This is a genomic window from Actinomadura luzonensis, assembly GCF_022664455.2.
Taxonomy (GTDB): domain Bacteria; phylum Actinomycetota; class Actinomycetes; order Streptosporangiales; family Streptosporangiaceae; genus Nonomuraea; species Nonomuraea luzonensis.
This window is the reverse complement of record NZ_JAKRKC020000002.1, coordinates 2,646,604-2,665,737: the sequence shown is the minus strand read 5'-3', so window position 1 is coordinate 2,665,737 and position 19,134 is coordinate 2,646,604. Positions and strand designations below refer to the sequence as shown.

Genomic DNA, 19,134 nt, shown 5'->3' with positions numbered 1-19,134 from the left:
GTCAGTCCTTCTGGAGCGCGGCGAAGCCGGTCTCGATCTCGGCGGGCAGGTGGTCGGCGTTCGGGATCAGGGCGATGGCCTCGTGGACCGTCATGTTCTGGGCGGCGGAGTCCATGCCGGTCTCCACGTACTCGGCGATCTCCGGCAGGTGCCGGACGATGGCGTCGGTGACGACGCGCATCGCGCCGGGCCGGTCGGCCACCTCGGCCAGGGTGCTGTCCAGGGTGAGCGGCGCGGCGGCGGCTCGGGTCTCGGTGTAGGGGGAGGTCCAGTGGTGCGTGCCGGAGCCGACGGTGTGCCGGTCGCCGCCGGGCAGCGTGACGTGCGCGGTGGTGTTCGGCGGGACGACGGCTTCGACGGTGAGCGTGCCGTCGTCGACGCGCCAGGAGGCGGCGGCCAGGCCGTAGGGGGTACGCAGCCGGGCGGCGGCATGGGTGAGCCCGCCGCCGGGCCGGGGACGCACGGCGATCTCCCGGTAGCCCGGCGCGGCCGGGGCGAGGCCCGCGACCGTGCGGTGCAGCCAGTCGGCGACGGCGCCGAAGGCGTAGTGGTTGAAGGAGGTCATGCCGCTGGGGTTGACGGTGCCGTCGGGCAGCAGGCTGTCCCAGCGTTCCCAGATCGTGGTGGCGCCCTGCGTGACCGGATACAACCAGGACGGGCACTCGCGCTGCAGCAGCAGCCGGTAGGCGGCCTCCGTCTCCCCCGCCTCGGCCAGGGCGTCGCAGATGAGCGGGGTGCCGACGAAACCGGTGGCGATCTTGTAGCCGCTCGCGCGCACCAGCTCCACCAGTCGGGAGGCAGCACGCGCACGCCGGCCCGGCTCGGGGAGCAGGGCGAACTCCAGGGCCAGGGCGTAGGCGGTGGGCGAGTCGCTCAGCAGCCGCCCGGAGCCGGTGACGTACTCGGCGGCGAAGGCTCGGCGCACCTGGTCGGCCAGCTCCCGATGGGGAGCGGCGTCCCGCCCGATGGCCTCGGCCGCCTGGGCGAGCAGGTCCGCCGAGCGGGCGAAGTAGGCGGTGGCCACGATCTCGGGGTAGGTGCGGGCCTGCTCGGGCCGGTTGGCGGGCGCGGCTGGGTCGAGCCAGTCGCCGAACTGGAAGCCGCTGTCCCAGAGCCGGTCCGGCCCGGCCAGGCCGGCGACGTGCTCGACCCAGGCGCGCATGCTCGCGAACTGCCGTTCCAGGATGCCGGTGTCGCCGTAGCGGCGATACAGCACCCACGGGACGATCACGGCGGCGTCGCCCCAGGCCGCGGCGGCGTTGGAGGCGGAGGTGACGTTCGGCACGACGTGCGGCACCAGGCCGTCCTCGCGCTGCTCGGCGGCCAGGTCGGCGAGCCAGGAGGACAGGAAGCCGGCGCTGTCGAACAGGAAGGAGGCAGTGGGAGCGAAGACCTGCAAATCGCCCGTCCAGCCCAGGCGTTCGTCACGTTGCGGGCAGTCGGTGGGGACGTCGAGGAAGTTGCCGCGCATGCTCTGCACGACGTTCTCGTGCAGCCGGTTGACGAGCGGGTCGGAGCAGTCGAACCAGCCGGTGCGCTCCAGGTCGGAACGGCACACGACGGCGACCACGTCGTCCACCGGCCCCGACACCTCGGCGTAGCGGAAGCCGTGGAAGGTGAAGCGCGGCTCCCACGTCTCCCCCTGCGGGTCGCCGCGCAGGAGGTAGGTGTCGGTGGCCTTGGCGGTGCGCAGCGGGGCGACGCACAGCTCGCCGTCCTGCAGCATCTCGGCGTGCCGCAGCGTCACCCGCTCGCCGGCGGAACCGCGGGCGGTGATCCTGAGGCGGCCGACCAGGTTCTGGCCGAAGTCGTAGACGGTGGCGCCGCCCGGGGTGACGCGCTTCTCGACGGGGGCCCGGGTCTCGGTGCGGCGCACCGGCGGCCCTTCCGGCGCCACCAGGGTGCCCAGGTCATGGTCCACGATCTCGGCCGGCGACCAGCCGGAGTCGTCGTAACCGGGCGACGACCAGCCCCGGCGTTCCTGGCGGGCGTCGTGGGTCTCGCCGTCGTACAGGTCGGAGGAGAGCAAGGGCCCGGACGCGGCCCGCCACGACTCATCCGTCACGAAACGCTCTGCCGTGCCGTCGTCGTAGACGACCTCCAGCTGGGCCAGCCAGGCGAGCCGATCGCCGTACAGGGCCCGCTTGCCCTCGAAGCCCAGCCGTCCCCGGTACCAGCCATCGCCAAGAGTTGCGCCCAGGCAGTTGGTGCCCTCGCTCAGCAGGTCCGTCACGTCGAAGGTCTGGTAGCGCAGCCGGTGCTCATAGGCGGTCCAGCCGGGGGCCAGCACATGGTCGCCGACGACCTCGCCGTTCAGCTCCGCCTCGTACACGCCCAGCGCGGTGGTGTAGAGCCGGGCGGCGCGCACGCCCCGCCGGACCTCGAACTCGCCGCGCAGCAGCGAGCCCTCCCCCGGGCTGACGAACGCGGCCGTCCAATCCTCCCGCGCCAGCAACCCCGCCTCCACGTGCGCGGGCTCGCTCCACGCCGACCACCCGCCGGGGCCTTCGACCCGCACCCGCACCGCCACACGCTCGCGCGCCGCCAGCGGCGCGAACGGCCACGGCACCAGGACCGATTCGGCCGACTCGACCCGGACCCGCTCGCCCCTGGCCTCGACCTCGTAGGCGCTCTGCCGCCAGTCCGGCGTGCCGGTCTCGGCCGACCAGGACAGGCGGGGTGCGGGGGTGCCGATGCCCAGCGGTTCACGCAGGTGCTCGAATCGGAGGGTGATCACTCGGACTCCTTGCTTACACGTGTTAGCGAGGTCACCGTACACCCTTGACGAGCCGGACCGTCAACCCGCCGACGATCGCGACGCCTGCGGCCACCAGGAACAGCAGCGGATAGTTGCCCCCGCCGCCGATGCCCAGGATGACCGGGGCGACGATCGGCGCGACGGACTGCGGCAGGGCGCTGGCGATCCCCGCCAGGCTCATGTACTTGGCCGCCGAGCGCTCGCGGTCGGGCAGCACGTCGTTGACCAGAGCCAGGTCCACGGCCCCGAAGACACCGGCGCCGAGCAGGATGAACTGCGAGCCGACCAGCACCGAGGCGAACGACGCGGCGGAGGCGACGATCACGAAGCCGACCACGAAGCAGGCGGCGGCCAGGTAGATGAACAGCTTGCGCCGCCGCAGCCGGTCCGAAAGGTAGCCGCTCACCACCGCACCTACCGACGTCATCACCAGCCCGACGCCGCCGGTGATCGCCAGCAGGCCGGTGACCTCCTCGAGCCGGTAGCCGAGGTGATCGGTCAGGAAGTACAGCTGGTAGGTGGACAGGAACATGAGGCTGAACTGGATGAGGAAGCGCCCCAGCCAGGTCCAGGCGAAGTCGGGATGGCGGCGGGGGTCGAAGGTGAGGTCGCGTGCCAGGCCCGCCAGGTCGAGCACCTTGCGCTGCTCGCGAGGCAGCGGCCGGTCCGCCATCGTCACCACCAGCAGCAGCACGGCGGCGCAGGCGACGAGGGCCGGAATGAGGAACAGCAGCAGCGGCGAGCCGGCCAGCGCGCCCGACACCTGGAACCCGGCCACCCCCGCGATCTGGGCGGTGAACCCGAGCAGGCCGCCGACCTTGCCGCGCTGCTCCTCGGGCACCTGGTCCGGCATGACCGCCAGCAGCGGGGTCATGATGAACGTGATGCCGACCTGCGCGACGACGTAGCCCAGCAGCACACCCGGGACCGTGTCGAGCACGGCGGTGAGCACCGCGCCTGCGGCCAGCACCGGCATGCCCGCCAGCATCCATGGTCTGCGCCGGCCGAGGCGGGAGGTGGTGTTGTCGCTCAGCAGGCCCACGACCGGGGCGGCGATGATGTTGAGCAGCGTGCCGATCCCGATGACCAGGCCGAGCGCCGCCTCCTTGCCCTCGGGGTCGATCTGCTGCAGCCGGATGGCCAGGGAGGCCAGCAACGGCGTCATCACCGCCACGTACAGCCCCAGGTAGGCCAGCACATAGACGGTGATGAAGCCGCCGCTCGCCCTGGCCGGCCGCGCGGCTGGAGCGGCTGCCGCCGGAGGCGGGAATGCGGGCTCGGACATCACACTCTCCATTTGATCGTTTTAAGCACTCAGCAACTAACACGTGCCAGTGAGTGCGAGGAACGTAACATCGCCGCCACTGAGCGGCAAGGGCGACAGGGGTCACGAAAAGGGAAAATGACGGCTTCGAGCTCAGGACTCCGCGTGCAGCCAGGTCCGGAGAAAGGCCGAGTCGTCGCTGAAGCGGCTGCGGTACGCCCGCGCGCTCAGCCCGAAGTGCGCCTTGAAACGACGCGCGAAGTAGTTGGGATCCGGCCAGCCCACCGCCGCGCCGACCTGCGAGATCGGCCGTTCGTCCCGCAGCAGCAGCGCGGCGGCGGCTTCGGCTCGCTGCTGGGCGAGGTAGGCCATGGGCGGCAGCCCCACGGCCGACTTGAACAGCCGCACGAGCGAGCCGGGCACCATGGGAAGCTCCTCGGCCAGCTCGCGCAGCGTCCAGGGATGAGCCAAGTCGCCTTCCAGCAGGCGCATGGCCCTGGCCACGGCCGGGTGCGGCGACGCCGGTGGGCTCAGCCGGCTGTTCCCCTCCTTGGCCACGACCCTGGCCAGAGCGCTGAGGAACAACGTCAGGTGACCGATGATGTCGCCGCGGTGCAGCGGACCGGCCACCGAACCCAGCCTGTCGAGCGCCCGCAACGGCGCCATGCACTCCTGAAGAGCCGCGTCGTCGAGCCGCGCCATGAGCATGCCGCGCCTGCCGAGCGAGTAGGGGGCTGTCCACAGCAGGTGCCCCAGCAGCGCGTCCTCCCTGGCCCAGGCGAGTTCGCGCCGCAGCAGGCCGGGCCGGAAACAGCAGTTGTACAACACCAGGTCCGCGCAGCGCTCGTACTCGTGCCAGACGCCGGGCCGCAGCAGGACGACATCACCTGCGGCGAGCGCGTGCCGGCCGGCGAGCGAGTGGTGCGTGCCGGCGCCCGCGACGACGACCGCCACCTCCACGAAGCTGTGGGTGTGGGCGGGATAGGACTCCTCGTGGACATGCCTTCCCGCGTAGGCGAGTGACCCGTCGGTGAAGGGCCTACCGCGCGGGTGAGACGCGGGCGCATCATCCTCACTACGCGCCGTACGCAGCCCTTTTCTTCCGTTCGCCATTAAAACGTTTTACCAAGAGGTACGATGCCGAAGATCTCCGAGGTCAGACCTGCCTCCCCGCATCATGGCCGCCGGTCCCGACGACGCCGGCGCGGACGTTCGATCCCCGGATGGTTCGTGCTCCCCGCTCTCGCGCTGTACCTCTACGTCGTGCTCGTCCCCTCCTTCAGAGGAGCGGGATACGCCTTCACGGACTGGAGCGGCCTGGGCGAGCGGATGTCCTTCGTCGGGCTGGAGAACTTCGCCAGGATCTTCGACGACTCCGCGGCCCAGGACGCGCTCTGGCAGACCGTCGCCATCACGGCCGTGATCACGATCGTGCAGAACGTGGTCGGTCTGTTGCTGGCGCTCGGCGTGCACTCGCGCATCAGGAGCCGCAACGCGCTGCGCGTGCTGTTCTTCGCGCCCGCGGTGATGACTCCCGTGGTCACGGCCTATCTGTGGCGCTACCTGTACGCCCCGGAGGGCGCGCTCAACACGGCGCTGGACGCCCTCGGCCTCGGCGCCCTGCGGCAGAACTGGCTGGGCGACCCCGGCCTCGCGCTGTGGTCGGTGGCGGCGATCGTCATCTGGCAGTTCTCCGGTTACTCCATGGTCATCTTCCTGGCCGGACTGCAGAGCGTGCCACGCGAGCTGCACGAGGCCGCCGGCGTGGACGGCGCGGGCGCCGTGCAGCGCTTCTGGCACATCACCCGCCCGCTGCTGGCCTCCGCCGTCACGATCAACGTCATGCTCGCGCTGATCGGCGGATTCAAGCTCTTCGACCAGGTGTACGTCACCACCGGCGGCGGCCCCGGCCACGCCACCGAGACCCTGTCCACCCTCATCTACAAGAACGCCTTCCAGTTCGGCGACTTCGCCTACAGCACCGCGATCGCCGTGCTCCTGGCCGTCGTGGTGGCCGCCGTCTCGGCCGTCCAGTACCGCGGCCTGCGGCAGCAGAAGGGCTCCTCGTGAAGCGTTACACAGCGCGCACGGCGCTGCTGGAGACGGTGATGATCGCCGCCGGCGCCGTCTTCGCCTTCCCCCTCTACGTCCTGGTCAACCTGTCGGTACGCCGCCCGGGCGACCCTGCCTCGCCGGTGGCGCCGACGACGTCGCCCACCCTGGCCAACTACGCCGACGCCTGGCAGGCGGCCGGGCTGGGCGCCGCCCTGGCCAACAGCGCGATCGTCACGCTGGCCGGCCTGGTGGTGATCGTCATCGTCTCGGCGATGGCGGCCTACCCGCTGGCGCGCCTGACGAGCCGCTGGTCGCGATGGACGTTCCTGCTGTTCGCCCTCGGCCTGCTGCTGCCGGCCCAGCTCGCGCTGATCCCCCTCTACCAGAGCATGCGCGACCTCGGCCTGCTCGGCTCGGTGTGGTCGCTGGTCCTGTTCTACTGCGGCCTGCAGGTCCCCTTCAGCGTCTTCCTGTACGCGGGCTTCCTGCGGGCCGTGCCCGCCGAGTACGAGGAGGCCGCCGCCATCGACGGCTGCACCCCGGTGCGGGTGTTCTTCTCCGTCGTCCTGCCGCTGCTGCGGCCCGTCACCGGCACCGTCGCCATCCTCAACGCGATCTTCATCTGGAACGATTTCCTCACGCCGCTGCTGTACCTGTCGGGCAGTGCGCAGCAGACGGTCCCGGTGGCGGTCTTCCAGTTCGTCGGCCAGTACGTCGCCGACTGGCACCTCGTCTTCGCCGGCCTGGTGATCAGCGTCGTCCCGATCCTGCTCATCTACTTCCTGATGCAGAAGCGGATCATCAAGGGCTTCGCCGGCGGCCTCAAGGGCTGATCACCGTTCACCACATCTCAGGAGAACCACCATGACGAACCGACGGCTGCCCGCGGCGCTGTGCGTCCTGGCGACCGGAGCCCTGCTGGCCGCCTGCAGCAACACCGCCACCCCTCCCGGGGGCGGCACGGCCTCGGCCGCCCTGCGCATCGCGTCCAACTCCAGCGAGAAGATCGCGCTGGACGCCGCGATCGCCGCGTTCAAGCGGGCCAACCCCGGCATCGACGTGCAGGTCACCTATGCCGACACCGACCCGTACCTGACCACCTTGCGCACGCAGCTCTCCTCGGGCACCGCCCCTGACGTCTTCTTCGCCTTCCCGGCGAAAGGGAACGCCGGCGCGGTCCAGGTCCTCGCCCCGTCCGGCTACCTCCAGGATCTGTCCGCCCGTCCGTGGGCCGGGCAGGTCCCGCAGGACGTCAAGACCGTCACGCAGGCCGGCGGCAAGCAGTACCTCCTGCCGGTCACCTTCACCGGCATCGGCGCCATCTACAACAAGAAGGCCATGCGGGAGGTCGGCGGATCCGAACCCACCACGTGGAAAGACGTGCTCGACCTGTGCGACAAGGCCAGGACCGCGGGCAGGACCGCCTTCGCCCTGGGCAACCAGACGCCCTGGGTGACCCAGCTCATCGACTACGCGCTCGTCTCCACCCTCGTCTACACCCCCGGCTCCACCTTCGACGCCGACCTGGCCGGCGGCAGGACGAGCTTCGCCGCCTCCACCGGGTGGAAGGGCGCCATGGACAAGTATCTGGAGCTGAGCAAGCGCGGCTGCTTCTCCAAGGATCCGCTCGGCACCCCCGTCGAGACCGCGCTCCAGCAGGTCGGCAAGGGCGAGGCCGTCGCGGCCGTCCAGGTTCTGGCCACCGCCGGGCAGATCAGGGACGCCGCGGCCCAAGGCACCGAGCTGGGCATGTTCCCGCTGCCGGCGACCGACGACGCCCAGGCCACCCGGATGCCGGGCGCCGTCGGCACCTCCTACGCGATCAACGCCAAGGCCCGTGACCGGGCCGCCGCCGAGAAGTTCATCGACTTTCTCGCCCAGCCGCAGATCATGAACGACTACGCCGCCAAGAGCAACGCCGCCCCCGCCATCCCCAACGACGCCTTCGCCCCCGACCCCGCCTTCGCCGCGCTCCTGGAGTACCAGAAGTCGGGCAGGACCGTGCCGTTCATGGACCAGTTCTGGCCCAACCCGAAGGTCCAGCAGGCTCACCTGAGCGGTGTGCAGGAGCTCTTCTCCGGCGCCGCCACACCGCAGGACGTCCTGACCGAGATGGACAAGGCCTACAAGAGCAACTGAGTCACCCTCCGCTGAAAAGGATCGACATGACGCACCACACCCCCCATGCCCGTGTCACCCGCCGAACCTTCCTTACCACCGCCACCGCCGCCGCCGGCCTCGCTCTGGCCACGCCCGCCCTGCCCGCCGCCGGCGAGACGTCGCACCAGGCCCGGCCCTTCCGTACCGCGCTCTCGGTCAGCCCGTTCACCGAAGCGGTGCTCGCCAGAACGCCCCTGACCGACGGCATTCGCACGGCGCGCACCGCGGAGGCCGTGCAGCGCCTGTTCGTCGCGCACGGGGCCACCGAGGTGTACGCCCGCATCGCGACCCGCCGCGTCGCGGTCGACAACGACGCCCAGCACGGCCTCGACCGCGGGCTCGAACGCGCGCGGCTGGCCCGCCGGCTCGGCCTGCCCTTCAATCCCGAGCTCGGCCTGTGGGCCGTCTACGGAGACATCGCCTACCAGCCCGAGCCCGACTTCTCCGACTACCCGGGCATCACCCTGCCGGGGCCGTGGACCTCGCTCACCATCGAGCAGATGCTGCCGATCCTCTACCGCTACGGCGTCACCGTCGCCGCGAAGATCCTCGCCACGGGCGCGACGGTGCGGGTCTGGGACCTGGGCAACGAGATCGAGTTCGGCATGGCCGGCGTCGCCATCCGCAGCCTGGTCACCCAGACCGCCGACTGGACCTACAGCCCGCCGGACGCCGTCGACCCGGCGATCGGCCAGATGGACTTCGCCACCCTGTTCACGCTGAGCGAGACCGACCGCATCGCCTGGCTGCGCACCCACCTGTGGCCGCACGTGGGACGGATGCTGGCCGCCACCGCCGCCGGCATCCGCACGGTCCAGCCCGGCGCCCGCTTCAGCAGCCACACCAGCACGATCGGCGCGGCCAGCCCCAACCTGTCGGTGGCGTTCTGGCAGGCGATGCGGGCGGCGGGCTACCAGGCGAGCGAGCTCGGCACCTCGTTCTACCCGACCAGCAACGACCACGGCGACCGCCTGGCCCTGTTCAAGGACGTCACCACCACCTTGAGCAGCACGTTCGGCAAGCCGGTGTTCGTGGCCGAGCTGGGATATCCCTCGGCCGCCATGTCGGCGCCCTACCCGTGGAACAGCGCGCTGCCCGGCTACCCGATCTCCCCGCAAGGCGAGCACGACTTCGTCCGGGACGTGGTCGCGTGGGGCGCCGGTGACGGGCCGCTGTCCGGCGTCCGCCCCTGGGCGCCCGACTACTGCGTCGGCGGCTGGCAGCCGATGAGCCACTTCACCTCCTCCGGCGTGGCCGAGCCGGTCATCGACGCGATCGCCGAGGGGCTGCTCCTGGCGTGAGACGTCCCGCCCAGCGGGATATGGCCCTGCGCGCGGCGCGCCGCCCTCCTGTCGTCCGTGCGCGAGGGCGCGTGAACGAGAGGGGCCGCCATGGAGGCGACAGGAACGGCGCCGGTGCGAGCCTCGGAGGTTCGCACGTGGACCGCCCAGGTGGACGTGCTCGTCATCGGCAACGGCTGCGCCGGTGCGAGCGCGTCCATCGAAGCGGCCCTCCGCTCCCGAAGGTGTCCCCAGCCCCAAAGTAGGTTTGATCGGGTCTCTACTCACGAGCTTGCCTGGGGTCCGCAGCCTCGCTATCGGCAGGAGAGCCGCCACTGTGGCTACGCCTTCGGGACTGTACGGGGTACGGGGTCGGGCGCGGGGCCAGCCTCCGGCAGCGGGACGGAGGTGTCGTCGCCTGCCGGGTGATTGCCCGCGAGCTCCTCGAGGACCTCTTCGCCGAGTTCGTCACGGCGAGCGGCGTGGTCGTCAGCGGCGGCGTCGCCGTCGCCGTCGGCGTCGGCCTGGGGGTGGCCGAAGCGGCGCCGGGCGGTGTCGGGGTGCAGGGCCAGGGCCCGGCCGACCTGTTCCCAGGTGTGCCCGGCGGCGCGGCTGGCGGTGACGTGCGCGGCCAGCAGGTCCTCGACCAGCTCGGGCAGGGTGCGCAGCGCGGCCGTCTGCTTGCCGCTGCCGGTGGGCGCGGTGACGACGTGCTGGGCGAGGGCGGCCAGGTGAGGCCCCGCCGACATCCGCGCCGACCTCGCCGAGCCCCGCGCCGCCGCGGCCCGCGACGCTCAGCAGGCCGCCGAGCAGGCCGCCCGCCGCGCCCGGCAGGAGGCCGACCGCCGGGTCGAGGCCGCCAAGGACGACGCCCGCGACGCCTGGGCCCAGGCCGCCGCGCACGAACGCGCCCGCGGCGCCGCCGAACAGGCCCGCGACACCGCCGACCAGGCCCGCCAGGCCGCCGAGCAGGCCCGCGACGACGCGCTGCGCCAGCGGGAGCAGGCCCAGGCCGAGCGCCAGGCGCTGGCCGCCGACCTGAGACCGCCCGCCACGAGCGGGACCGCCTGGCCGCCGCCGCCGCCGACGCCCAGGCCGCCCGTGAGCGCGCCGAGCACGACAGCCGCCGGCACGCCGCCCGCGCCGAGACCGCCGAGCGCCGGGCCGAGGATGCCCGGGCCGAGGCCACCGAGGCCCGCCTGGCCCTGATCGCCGCTCAAGGCGAGGCCGCCGCCGCCGCGCGGCTGCAGCAACGCGCCGAAGAAGAACTGCGCCAGGCCCGCGCCGAGCACGACGCCCAGCGCGAGCGCGCCGCCGCCGCCGAGCAGCGCGCTGTCTCCGCCGAGACCGGCCGCGAGCGCGCCGTAGGCGAGGCGCGGGAGCTGCGCGAGCGGTGGCCGCCGCGCAGGCTGCCGCCGGCCTGGTGCTGCCCGCCCTGGCCGACCTCAGCCGTGACCTCGGCGACGGGGTGCGCGGGGTGGCGCTGCCCGACGCCGGCATCACCGTCGCCCGGCAGCCGGACGACACCGTGCTGCTGTACGCCGGAGACCTGCGGCACCACCTCGGAGACACCGAGCACGCCCCCGCCTCCGCCCGGGCCCTGGCCGCCGCCCTGCTCGCCGTCGCCACCCGCCCGTAATCAGCTTCGGCTGACCGCAGAGCGCGGAGCGCGGAGGCCGGGCGGTGGCGGCCCGACAGCGGTTGGTCGAGTCAGGTGGGCGGGCATCGTACGGTGTGCAGGTATTGGCGGCACTCCTGGTCGGTGAGGGCTCGGGTCAGGTTGGCGCGTGCGATGCGGATGAGGTCATCGAGGTTGAGCGCCCACACCCGTATGGCGTCCCCGTCGCCCCCGGACGTGAGCCTGCCGCCGTCCGGGCTGAAGCGCAGGCTGAAGACCATGCCCTTGTGCCCGCGCAGGGTCAGCACCTGCTCGCCGGAGGTCGCGTCCCACAGCCGTATGGTCGAGTCGGCGCCGGCGGTCGCGATCCGCGTGCCGTCGGGGCTGAACACCGCGTCCCCGATCACTCCGGTGTGCCCGGCCAGCGTCAGCAGGTTCCGCCCGCCGCCGACATCCCAGACGTCCACCCGGCCGGTGGGTTCGCCCAGCACGATCCGGCTGCCGGCCGGATCGAAGCCGATGCTGTAGGCGAGGACCCGGAGGGTCCGCAGCAGCTTCCGCCGCTTCCAGTCCCAGATCTTCACCTGCGGCTCGCCCGCGTTGAACCGTTCGGTCGAGAACTGGTTGTAGGCGAGCAGGCGGCCGTCCGGGCTGAAGCGGACCCGGTCGGTGGTGAGGCCGGGGTCGCCGGGGAATACGGCCATGAGCCTGCCGGACCGGTCGACGACGCTCACCCCGCCGGCCTTGGTCGCCGTGGCCAGCGCCCCGCCGTCCGGGCTCCAGTCGACGTCGACCGCGCCCGCCAGGGTGAACATCTGTCTGCCGGAGGCGGCGTGCCACACCGTCACCTCACCGGTCGCGGTGGCGATCAGCGCGCCGTCTGGGCTGACGTCGATGGCGGGGACGGTGCTGGCGGGAGCCGTGCGGCCAGGCCCGAGGACGCGGACGGCCCGTCCGGTCGCGGCGTCCCAGACGGTGACCGAGCCGCCCCCGCCGATGGCGGCGAGGCGGCCGCCGTCGGGGGTGAAGGCGACCGCGTTGGCGGCCGGGCCGCCGGGCACGTTGAGCCATTCGGCGTCGCCGGTGAGGCTGACGTCCCAGACCTTCACCGACCCGATCTGCGCGTCCCCGGTCATGACCCGGCGGCCGTCGGGCGAGAAGGCGACCCCCGCGATGGCGTCCTGCGCCCCGGACAACGACAGCACCTGACGCCACCCGGCCTCGCCGGGCTCCCAGAGTCTGGCGGTCCCGTCCTCGCCGCCGGTGATCAGCCGGGTGGAGTCGGGACTCCAGTCGGCCGAGACGACGGCGGAGGTGTGTCCCTGCAAGGTGAAGCGGAGCTTGCCGGTCGTCGCCTCCCAGACACGCGCGTTCGCATCGATGCCGGTCGTGGCGATCCACCGTCCGTCCGGGCTCCATTCGACGTCAGTGAGGAGCGATGTGACGCCGCGCAGGGTGAACAGCCGCTTGCGGGAGGCCACATCCACCACGGCGGCCTCGTTCGGGTCGCGCGCCAGGATGGCCAGCCGGCCGCCGTCCGGGCTGAACCGGGTGACGGTCGGCTTTCCCGCGGTCCGGAACTCGCGCTTGACCCGTCCCGTCGCGGCGTCCAGCACGCGGACCAGGCCCTCGTCCTTCCATGCCGCCGCCAGCAGTGCGACGTCCGGGCTGAACGAGGGTGCCCACACCTCCCCGCCGGGAAGACTCCGGCTGGTGAAGCCCGCTGCCTGGGTGCCGGTCCGGACGTTCCAGACTCTGGCGGAGCCGTCGTCGCCGGTGGTGGCCAGCAGCGCGCCGCCGGGGCTGAAGGCCACCTCGTTGACGTCGACGTCGTGCCCGCGGAACCTGCGCACCGACCGGCCGGTCCGGGCGTCACGGATGTCCACCATCCCGGTCTCTTCCGGGCCTTCGGTGGTGAAGATGCTCCCATCGGGGCTCCAGTCCAGCGCGCCGCCCACGCCGAGGACGGTCAGCACGACGCGAGAGGCGCCGACGGCGCGGTGCAGCGCCTCTTCGGCTTCGGGCAGCACCGTGCCGTCGGCCGAGCGGGTGCGTCGCACGGCGTGGAGGGCCAGCAGAATGCTGCGTTCGGGGTCGGCCTCCGGGTTCCCCACCGCCGCCGCGGCCAGTTCCCGGGCGGCGGCCCGCCGGGCCTCGGCCTCGGCGCGTTCCCGCTGGCCGGTCGCGAACACCGTCAGCCCGGCCGCGGTGATCGCGGCGGTCGCCAGCACCGCGACCAGCCCGCGCAGCCGCCTGACGGATCGCCGCTCCAGCGCCCGCTCCCTTGCCCGCCGGTGCTCCTCCTGCGCCCGGGCGCGATCCCGCTCGGCGGCAGACGCGCGCAGGAAGTCGTGCTGGTCGGGGGTGAGGGCCAGGCCGGAGGTGTTCCGCCAGGCCTCCCATTGGTCCAGGCGCGATCCGGTGACCAGGAAGGAGTCGTCCCGGCCCGCGCCCAGCCAGTCACGGGCCGCGGCGGCCAGCCGGCGCTCGGTCCGCACGTGCTCGCGGGCCGCGTCGATCCAGCCGCGCAGCCGGGTCCACTCGCGCAGCAACGCCTCGTGGGCCACCTCGACCGTGGGCGCGCGGGTGTCGGGATCACGGTCGAACGACAGCAGCCGCGCCGCGCCGAAGGCGTCGATGGCCGCCTCCATCTCCTGGGGACCGGGCTGCAGGCAGACCAGTTCGGCACGCGGCACCCGCCGGCGGGTGCCGCCGGTTCCTTCGCCGATGGTGACCAGCCGCAGATACAGCTGGCGGGCGGCCTCCCTGACGCCGTCAGGAAGCGCGAGGAAGATCTGGTCGGCGCGCCTGGCCAGCGCCCCGGAGATCCCGCCGATCTGGCGATAGGCCGACGGCGTGAGCATCGCGTCCTGCCGCCGGTCGAACAGCTCGGTGAGCGCGTACTGCACAAGCGGCAGCGCGCCCGGCTGGTCCGCGACATCGGCGACCATCTGCGCGACGAGCCCGGGGGCGACCTTCACTCCCACCGCCTCCGCGGGCCTGGTCACGGCCTGCTGGAGTTCCTCGGCGCTGAGCGGGACGACCACCTCGGTCCGCGAACGGACCAGCTCGGCCAGGCCGCCGTACTGGAGCGGCCGATCGTAGAAGTCCGCCCGGAGCGTGACCACCACCCGCAGCCGGCTTCGGGGATCGGCGACCGCGGACACCAGGGCGGCCAGGAATCGGCGTCGGCGGTCTTCGTCCTGCACCAGCGTGAAGATCTCCTCGAACTGGTCGATGACCAGCAACAGCTCGCCCTCCCCGTCCGGGAGGAGACGCGCCAGCCCCGCCTGGCCGCTCTCCAGCAACGCGGCGGGCGAGGACGGCGGGCCGACCGCGACCGCGAGCAGCGCCGTCTCCAACTCCTCCCACGGGTCGGTGCCCGGCACCATCCGCACCACGAACCACGAGCCGGAGCCCGGCAGCGCCCCGGCTCGCAGGGCCGGGATCAGTCCGGCCCGTACCACCGAGGACTTGCCGCTTCCCGACGGCCCGACCACGGCCAGGAAGCGGTGTTCCCGAAGCCGGGTGAGCAGCCGGGCGATCAGCGCCTCCCGGCCGAAGAAGTCGCAGGCATCGGCCTCGGTGAAGGCGAGAAGCCCCTTGTACGGATTTCGCGGCGACGACTTGCGCGGTGACGACGCGGGGCCGGGGACCATGGCCTGAGCTGCCTGCGGCCAGGCAGTACGAACCGCGGCGAGCAGTGCCGCGGCGTCCCGGTACCGCTGGGCGGGATCGGCGGCGGTGGCTCGCTCGATCACCTTCCGCATGGGATCAGCGGGTGCGGCCAGCAGGCGGGAGATCAAGATCCCCATCGAGTACACGTCGGCGGCGGGAGCCAGCGGTTCTCCCCGAAGGCGCTCGGGCGAGGTGTACGGCGGCGTCTCCCGGGTGCTTCCCGCCGTCTGCCTGGCGATGCCGAAATCGGACAGGTAGGCGTTGCCGTCCTCATCCAGAAGCACATTGGAGGGCTTGACGTCGCGGTGCACAACCCCCTGCCGATGCGCCGCGGCCAGCGCCCGGGCCACCTGCTCGATGATCCTTGCCGCGGTCCCGGGCTCGGGCGGGCCCGACCGGTCCAGCAGGGCCCGCAGACTGCCGCCCCGCAGAAACCGCATGACCAGGTACGCCCCGTCCGGCTCCCGCCAAAAGTCGTACAGCGGGACCGCGTGCGGATGCTCCACCCTGACCACCAGCTGGGCCTCGGCCTCGAACCCGCGGACGAACTCCGGCCGGTTGGCCAGGCGGGGATGGATGGCCTTGATGGCCACCTCCCGCTCCACGCCGGGCTGAACGGCCCGCCACACCACCCCGAACGCGCCCTCTCCGACCCGCTCCAGCAACCGATACCCCCGCAACGCCGACACGCCCGGTTGCAGCGTCGGATCCTGACGAAGGATCTGCTCGTGCAACCGCCGCAGCTCCGGCGAGGGATCGATCCCCAACTCCTCGGCCAGCAGCCGGCGGGCCCGCTCGAACGCCGCCAGCGCCTCCGCCTGCCGGGCCGACCGATACAGGGCCAGCACCAACTGCCCCCACAACCGCTCCCGCAGCGGGTAGGCCGCGGTGAGCGTCTCCAACTCGCCGACCAGCCGGCCGTGACCTCCCTGGGCCAACTCGGCGGCGACCCTGTCCTCCACCGCCGATATCCGCAGCTCCTCCAGCCGGACGATCTCCGTCCGCAGTGACGGCTCACCGGTCAGATCGGCGAAGGCCGCCCCCTGCCACAGCCCGAGCGCCTCCTGCAGCACGGTTGCCGCCGCCGCGGGGTCGTCGGCGAGCAACCGGCGCCCCTCACCCGCCAGGCCCTCGAACCGCAGGCCGTCGATCTGCTCCCGGTCGACCCGCAGCACATAGCCCTGCCCGTGGCTCTCGATCCGCCCGGTACCCAACGCCCTGCGCAGATGCGACACGTAACTCTGCAAAGTGGCGCGCGCCGACTCCGGAGGCCCGTCCCCCCACACCTCGTCGATCAGCCTCTCGGCGGGAACCACCTGATTGGCGCGAATCACCAGATGCGCCAGCACCAACCGCTGCCTGGGACCCCCGAGCGGAATCACCCGATCACCCTCGAACGCGCTCAGCGGCCCGAGAAAGCAGATGCGCATAACGCACCGTATTCCTGTTCTCACACCCGGGAAAGAGGGGCGGAAGCCGAAGGCCTGCCGGTGCCGGCGCGGCTTTCCCGCCTCTGAGCTCGCCTTCAAGCGACTCTCATGCGACTTCCCTACGGGTTTCAAACACACGATCCGACCCTGGCGAGCACCTCGGAAAGGAGGGAACTCCAGATGAACAGCATGAGCAAGGCATTGCTGGCCGCGGCGCTGGCCGCGGGCACCATCACCACGCAGGTCCTCCCTGCGGCCGCCCAGGCGCACGCCGCGCCCGGCAAGGCCTGGGTCGCCGGAGGCGTCCTGATCTTCGCCGCCGGCCGAGGAACCTCCAACAGGGTCGTCGTCACCCAGCAGAGCGTCCACATCTACCTCGTGGACGACGTTGCCCAGATCACTCCCGGCGCAGGCTGCGCATGGTCGGAAGTCCCCGACTTCACCAAGGTCAAGTGCACGGTGGGGCTCCTCAGCCGGGTGGTCGTCCAGACACGGGACCTCGACGACATCGCCATCAGTGAGGTTTCCAAACGGTCGAGGATCTACGGAGGCGGCGGCGACGACCAACTGACCGGGGGATCCGGCGACGACTGGCTCGAAGGCGAGCAGGGCAACGACACGCTGACGGGCCGGGGCGGCGCCGACCACATGACCGGAGGGAAAGGCGGGGACCTGCTGCAGGGCGGGTGGGGCGAGGACAACCTGTACGGCGACGGCGGTGACGACGACCTGCGCGGGGGTCCCGACAACGACGAGCTCTTCGGCGGCTCGGGGCACGACAAGCTGCATGGGCAGGGCGGCGACACCGATTTCGCCGACGGCGCGACCGGAAACGACTCCTGCTTCGCGGAACAACAGTTGAACTGCGAGTGAACTGTGCCCCGCCCCCCGATACCGCACATCCCACGCCTCAAGGAAGCCACCCGACCGTGGCCACCACCTCAACAAGGAAAGGAAAGCTCATGCACCGCACTGGCGAGACCGACAACAAAGGTGTTCTCAGGCGCCACTCGATCAAGACCGTGCTGGCTGTCGCCGCCGCGCTGGTCGCCACCGGCGCAACGGCTACCCTGGCTGCTGCGGCATCCGATCCGGCCCCCGGACCGACATCCGTCCCGTTCCTGCTCGACCCAGATGTTGACCGCCCCTGGGGCCCGGTCTGGTCCGTCAGCTTCTGGGCGATGGCCAGGGGAAACATCAAGGTTCACTACCCGTCCGACGCCCCCGCGATGAACCAGGTCCATGTGACCGGCTGGCTGTACGACCTCGACCACCGGAGACAGTCCGAGGGCGGTAAGTGCGCCTACGTCCGCTTCGACGGCCACACCATCGGCGGCGGCCGGAGCCCCGCCAAGAGGTACGAGCTCTGCGGCCACGGAAAGGCCAAGCCCATCGACTTCACGTGGTCCAAGGTCGACAGGGTCCGCCTGATGATCTGTCAGACAGCGTTGGGAGGCTCTGCTCCAATCCCCTCCACGTGCAAAGCGACCGGCATTCTCCCGTGAGCTCAAAGAGCGGCCCGCCCACGGTGGGCCGCTCTGCGCTGACGCCGTCGCGGTCAAGCAAGGAACGGTCCGGACGGTGCACAAAATATGTAGACCGGTCCATTCTAGTGTCATGGCCGCGACAAAGGGAGCCCAGACCAGCGCCCGGCTGGCTGAAGCGATGCTCGAACTGATCCAGCGGCACGGCTACAGCGGCACGGGACTCAACACGGTGGTCAAACACTCTCGGTTTCCGACGGCACCTCTGCCTACGAGCAGCACACCGACCGGATATTTCCGGTGATCATCCTCGAAGGCGTTCCCGCCCCGGCTTGACGTCCTCCTCCGGCCCGGCCGCGTTGTCCAAGCGAGGTTGGATAGTGCCAATAACCATGGCCATGTCCCAACCGACGTGTCACGGCTCATGAGCGTTCCTCTCTGAGACACCCCGCACGAGGGCGCCACCAAGATCAATCCCTATTTTAGGGCCACGTTCGGGAGTGGGACGCCGATTCCGGGTGGCCATCCGGAGCGGATTTCGATACGACCGTTGCGTAAACGCGGGAACCAGTCTAGGTTGATTTACGAAACGTCCGGAGCGAAAAGGGGGTCGCGCTGTGGGACCGACTGGACGACGCGGGCGACCGCGGTCTGAGGCGGCTGACGCCCGCATCCTCGATGCGGCGCTGGAGTCGCTACTCGATCGCGGTTATGACCGGTTCTCGGTCGACGAGGTCGCCATGCAGGCCGGGGTCGCCAAGACCACGCTGTACCGGAGGTGGCCCACCAAGGACCACCTGATCGTCACCGTGGTCGCGCGGCTCCAGGACTCCGTGCCGGTGGAGTACACCGGGGACGTCCGCGCGGATCTCACCCACTACTTGGGCGAGATCGTCGCAGGCCTCCACCGGATGCGGCAGGCCGGCCGCCCCGCCACCTCGGGCGACGCCTCCGCGGGCCTGGTCGCCGAGGTCGCCGCGGCGGCCGCCCGCCACGCCGACGTCGGCGCGGCGGTCCAGGCGATGTTCCACCGCCGCAACGCCCTGGTGCTGACACTGCTCGAACACGCCCGCGAACACGGAGAGCTTCACGCCGACGTCGAGCCCGAGGTCCTGTTCGACCAGCTCGCCGGCGCCCTGTATTACCGGCTGCTCGTCACCGGCCGCCCCATCGACGAGGCCTACGTCGACCGCCTCGTCGCCAGCACACTGCGCGGCGCATCCGCCTGAACCACACACCACCTCAACGAAAGAGGCCGCACCATGCCCCCCACGACCGAATCCCCCACATAAGCCGACGTCACCTCGGCGCCCATCCCGAAGAAATCCGCCCCTCGCTGGCGGCGCCGCCTGCTTGCAGGCCTGGCTGCGCCGGCCGCACTGCTCGGCGGGTTACACGGCGTGGGCC

At 71.7% G+C, this 19,134-nt stretch carries 14 protein-coding genes; 8 read left to right on the top strand and 6 right to left on the bottom strand.

What is annotated here, in order from left to right; genetic code table 11:
* Nucleotide 1: 1 nt before the first annotated feature.
* The 3 genes from MF672_RS42630 to MF672_RS42620 form a co-directional block, all read right to left on the bottom strand.
* Nucleotides 2-2,737 (bottom strand): family 78 glycoside hydrolase catalytic domain, encoded by a 2,736-nt coding sequence (locus MF672_RS42630; RefSeq protein ID WP_242381297.1) that lies wholly within the window; start codon nt 2,735-2,737, stop codon nt 2-4.
* Between the two features lie 31 nt (nt 2,738-2,768).
* A complete protein-coding gene (locus tag MF672_RS42625; RefSeq protein WP_242381298.1) occupies nt 2,769-4,043 on the bottom strand; it encodes an MFS transporter in 1,275 nt (424 codons plus the stop codon).
* Nucleotides 4,044-4,175: 132 nt separating this feature from the next.
* Nucleotides 4,176-5,135, bottom strand: coding sequence for an AraC family transcriptional regulator (locus MF672_RS42620; protein ID WP_302893369.1), 960 nt, complete (start codon nt 5,133-5,135; stop codon nt 4,176-4,178).
* Nucleotides 5,136-5,252: 117 nt separating this feature from the next.
* Between MF672_RS42620 and MF672_RS42615 the strand changes: the two genes are divergently transcribed.
* The 4 genes from MF672_RS42615 to MF672_RS42600 are packed head-to-tail and all read left to right on the top strand — an operon-like array spanning nt 5,253 to nt 9,538.
* Nucleotides 5,253-6,092 carry a carbohydrate ABC transporter permease gene (locus tag MF672_RS42615; protein WP_242381300.1) on the top strand — a complete coding sequence of 280 codons (840 nt, stop codon included), beginning with the start codon at nt 5,253-5,255 and terminating at the stop codon, nt 6,090-6,092.
* Nucleotides 6,089-6,910 (top strand): carbohydrate ABC transporter permease, encoded by an 822-nt coding sequence (locus MF672_RS42610; RefSeq protein ID WP_242381301.1) that lies wholly within the window; start codon nt 6,089-6,091, stop codon nt 6,908-6,910. The genes MF672_RS42615 and MF672_RS42610 overlap by 4 nt, the downstream gene beginning before the upstream one ends.
* A 31-nt stretch (nt 6,911-6,941) precedes the next feature.
* A complete protein-coding gene (locus MF672_RS42605; protein WP_242381302.1) occupies nt 6,942-8,216 on the top strand; it encodes an ABC transporter substrate-binding protein in 1,275 nt (424 codons plus the stop codon).
* A 26-nt stretch (nt 8,217-8,242) separates the two neighbouring features.
* Nucleotides 8,243-9,538 carry a glycosyl hydrolase 53 family protein gene (locus tag MF672_RS42600; RefSeq protein WP_242381303.1) on the top strand — a complete coding sequence of 432 codons (1,296 nt, stop codon included), beginning with the start codon at nt 8,243-8,245 and terminating at the stop codon, nt 9,536-9,538.
* Nucleotides 9,539-9,858: 320 nt separating this feature from the next.
* On the opposite strand, the gene MF672_RS42595 is transcribed toward MF672_RS42600, so the two are convergent.
* Together MF672_RS42595 and MF672_RS42590 are read right to left on the bottom strand one after the other, a co-directional pair.
* Nucleotides 9,859-10,266, bottom strand: coding sequence for a hypothetical protein (locus MF672_RS42595; RefSeq protein WP_242381304.1), 408 nt, complete (start codon nt 10,264-10,266; stop codon nt 9,859-9,861).
* A gap of 45 nt (nt 10,267-10,311) precedes the next feature.
* Nucleotides 10,312-10,809, bottom strand: coding sequence for a hypothetical protein (locus MF672_RS42590; RefSeq protein ID WP_247815718.1), 498 nt, complete (start codon nt 10,807-10,809; stop codon nt 10,312-10,314).
* Nucleotides 10,810-10,910: 101 nt separating this feature from the next.
* Between MF672_RS42590 and MF672_RS42585 the strand changes: the two genes are divergently transcribed.
* A complete protein-coding gene (locus MF672_RS42585) occupies nt 10,911-11,156 on the top strand; it encodes a hypothetical protein (RefSeq protein ID WP_242376128.1) in 246 nt (81 codons plus the stop codon).
* Between the two features lie 71 nt (nt 11,157-11,227).
* Here MF672_RS42585 and MF672_RS42580 read toward each other — a convergent pair whose 3' ends face one another.
* Nucleotides 11,228-16,243, bottom strand: coding sequence for an nSTAND1 domain-containing NTPase (locus tag MF672_RS42580; protein ID WP_242376129.1), 5,016 nt, complete (start codon nt 16,241-16,243; stop codon nt 11,228-11,230).
* Between the two features lie 180 nt (nt 16,244-16,423).
* Here MF672_RS42580 and MF672_RS42575 point away from each other — a divergent pair, with 180 nt between their 5' ends.
* The 3 genes from MF672_RS42575 to MF672_RS42565 all read left to right on the top strand — a co-directional run bounded on the left by MF672_RS42575 (nt 16,424) and on the right by MF672_RS42565 (nt 18,956).
* A complete protein-coding gene (locus MF672_RS42575) occupies nt 16,424-17,116 on the top strand; it encodes a calcium-binding protein (protein ID WP_242376130.1) in 693 nt (230 codons plus the stop codon).
* 89 nt (nt 17,117-17,205) lie between these two features.
* Nucleotides 17,206-17,748 (top strand): hypothetical protein, encoded by a 543-nt coding sequence (locus tag MF672_RS42570; RefSeq protein ID WP_247815717.1) that lies wholly within the window; start codon nt 17,206-17,208, stop codon nt 17,746-17,748.
* A gap of 596 nt (nt 17,749-18,344) precedes the next feature.
* Nucleotides 18,345-18,956 (top strand): TetR/AcrR family transcriptional regulator, encoded by a 612-nt coding sequence (locus MF672_RS42565; protein ID WP_242376132.1) that lies wholly within the window; start codon nt 18,345-18,347, stop codon nt 18,954-18,956.
* Nucleotides 18,957-19,134: the final 178 nt, after the last annotated feature.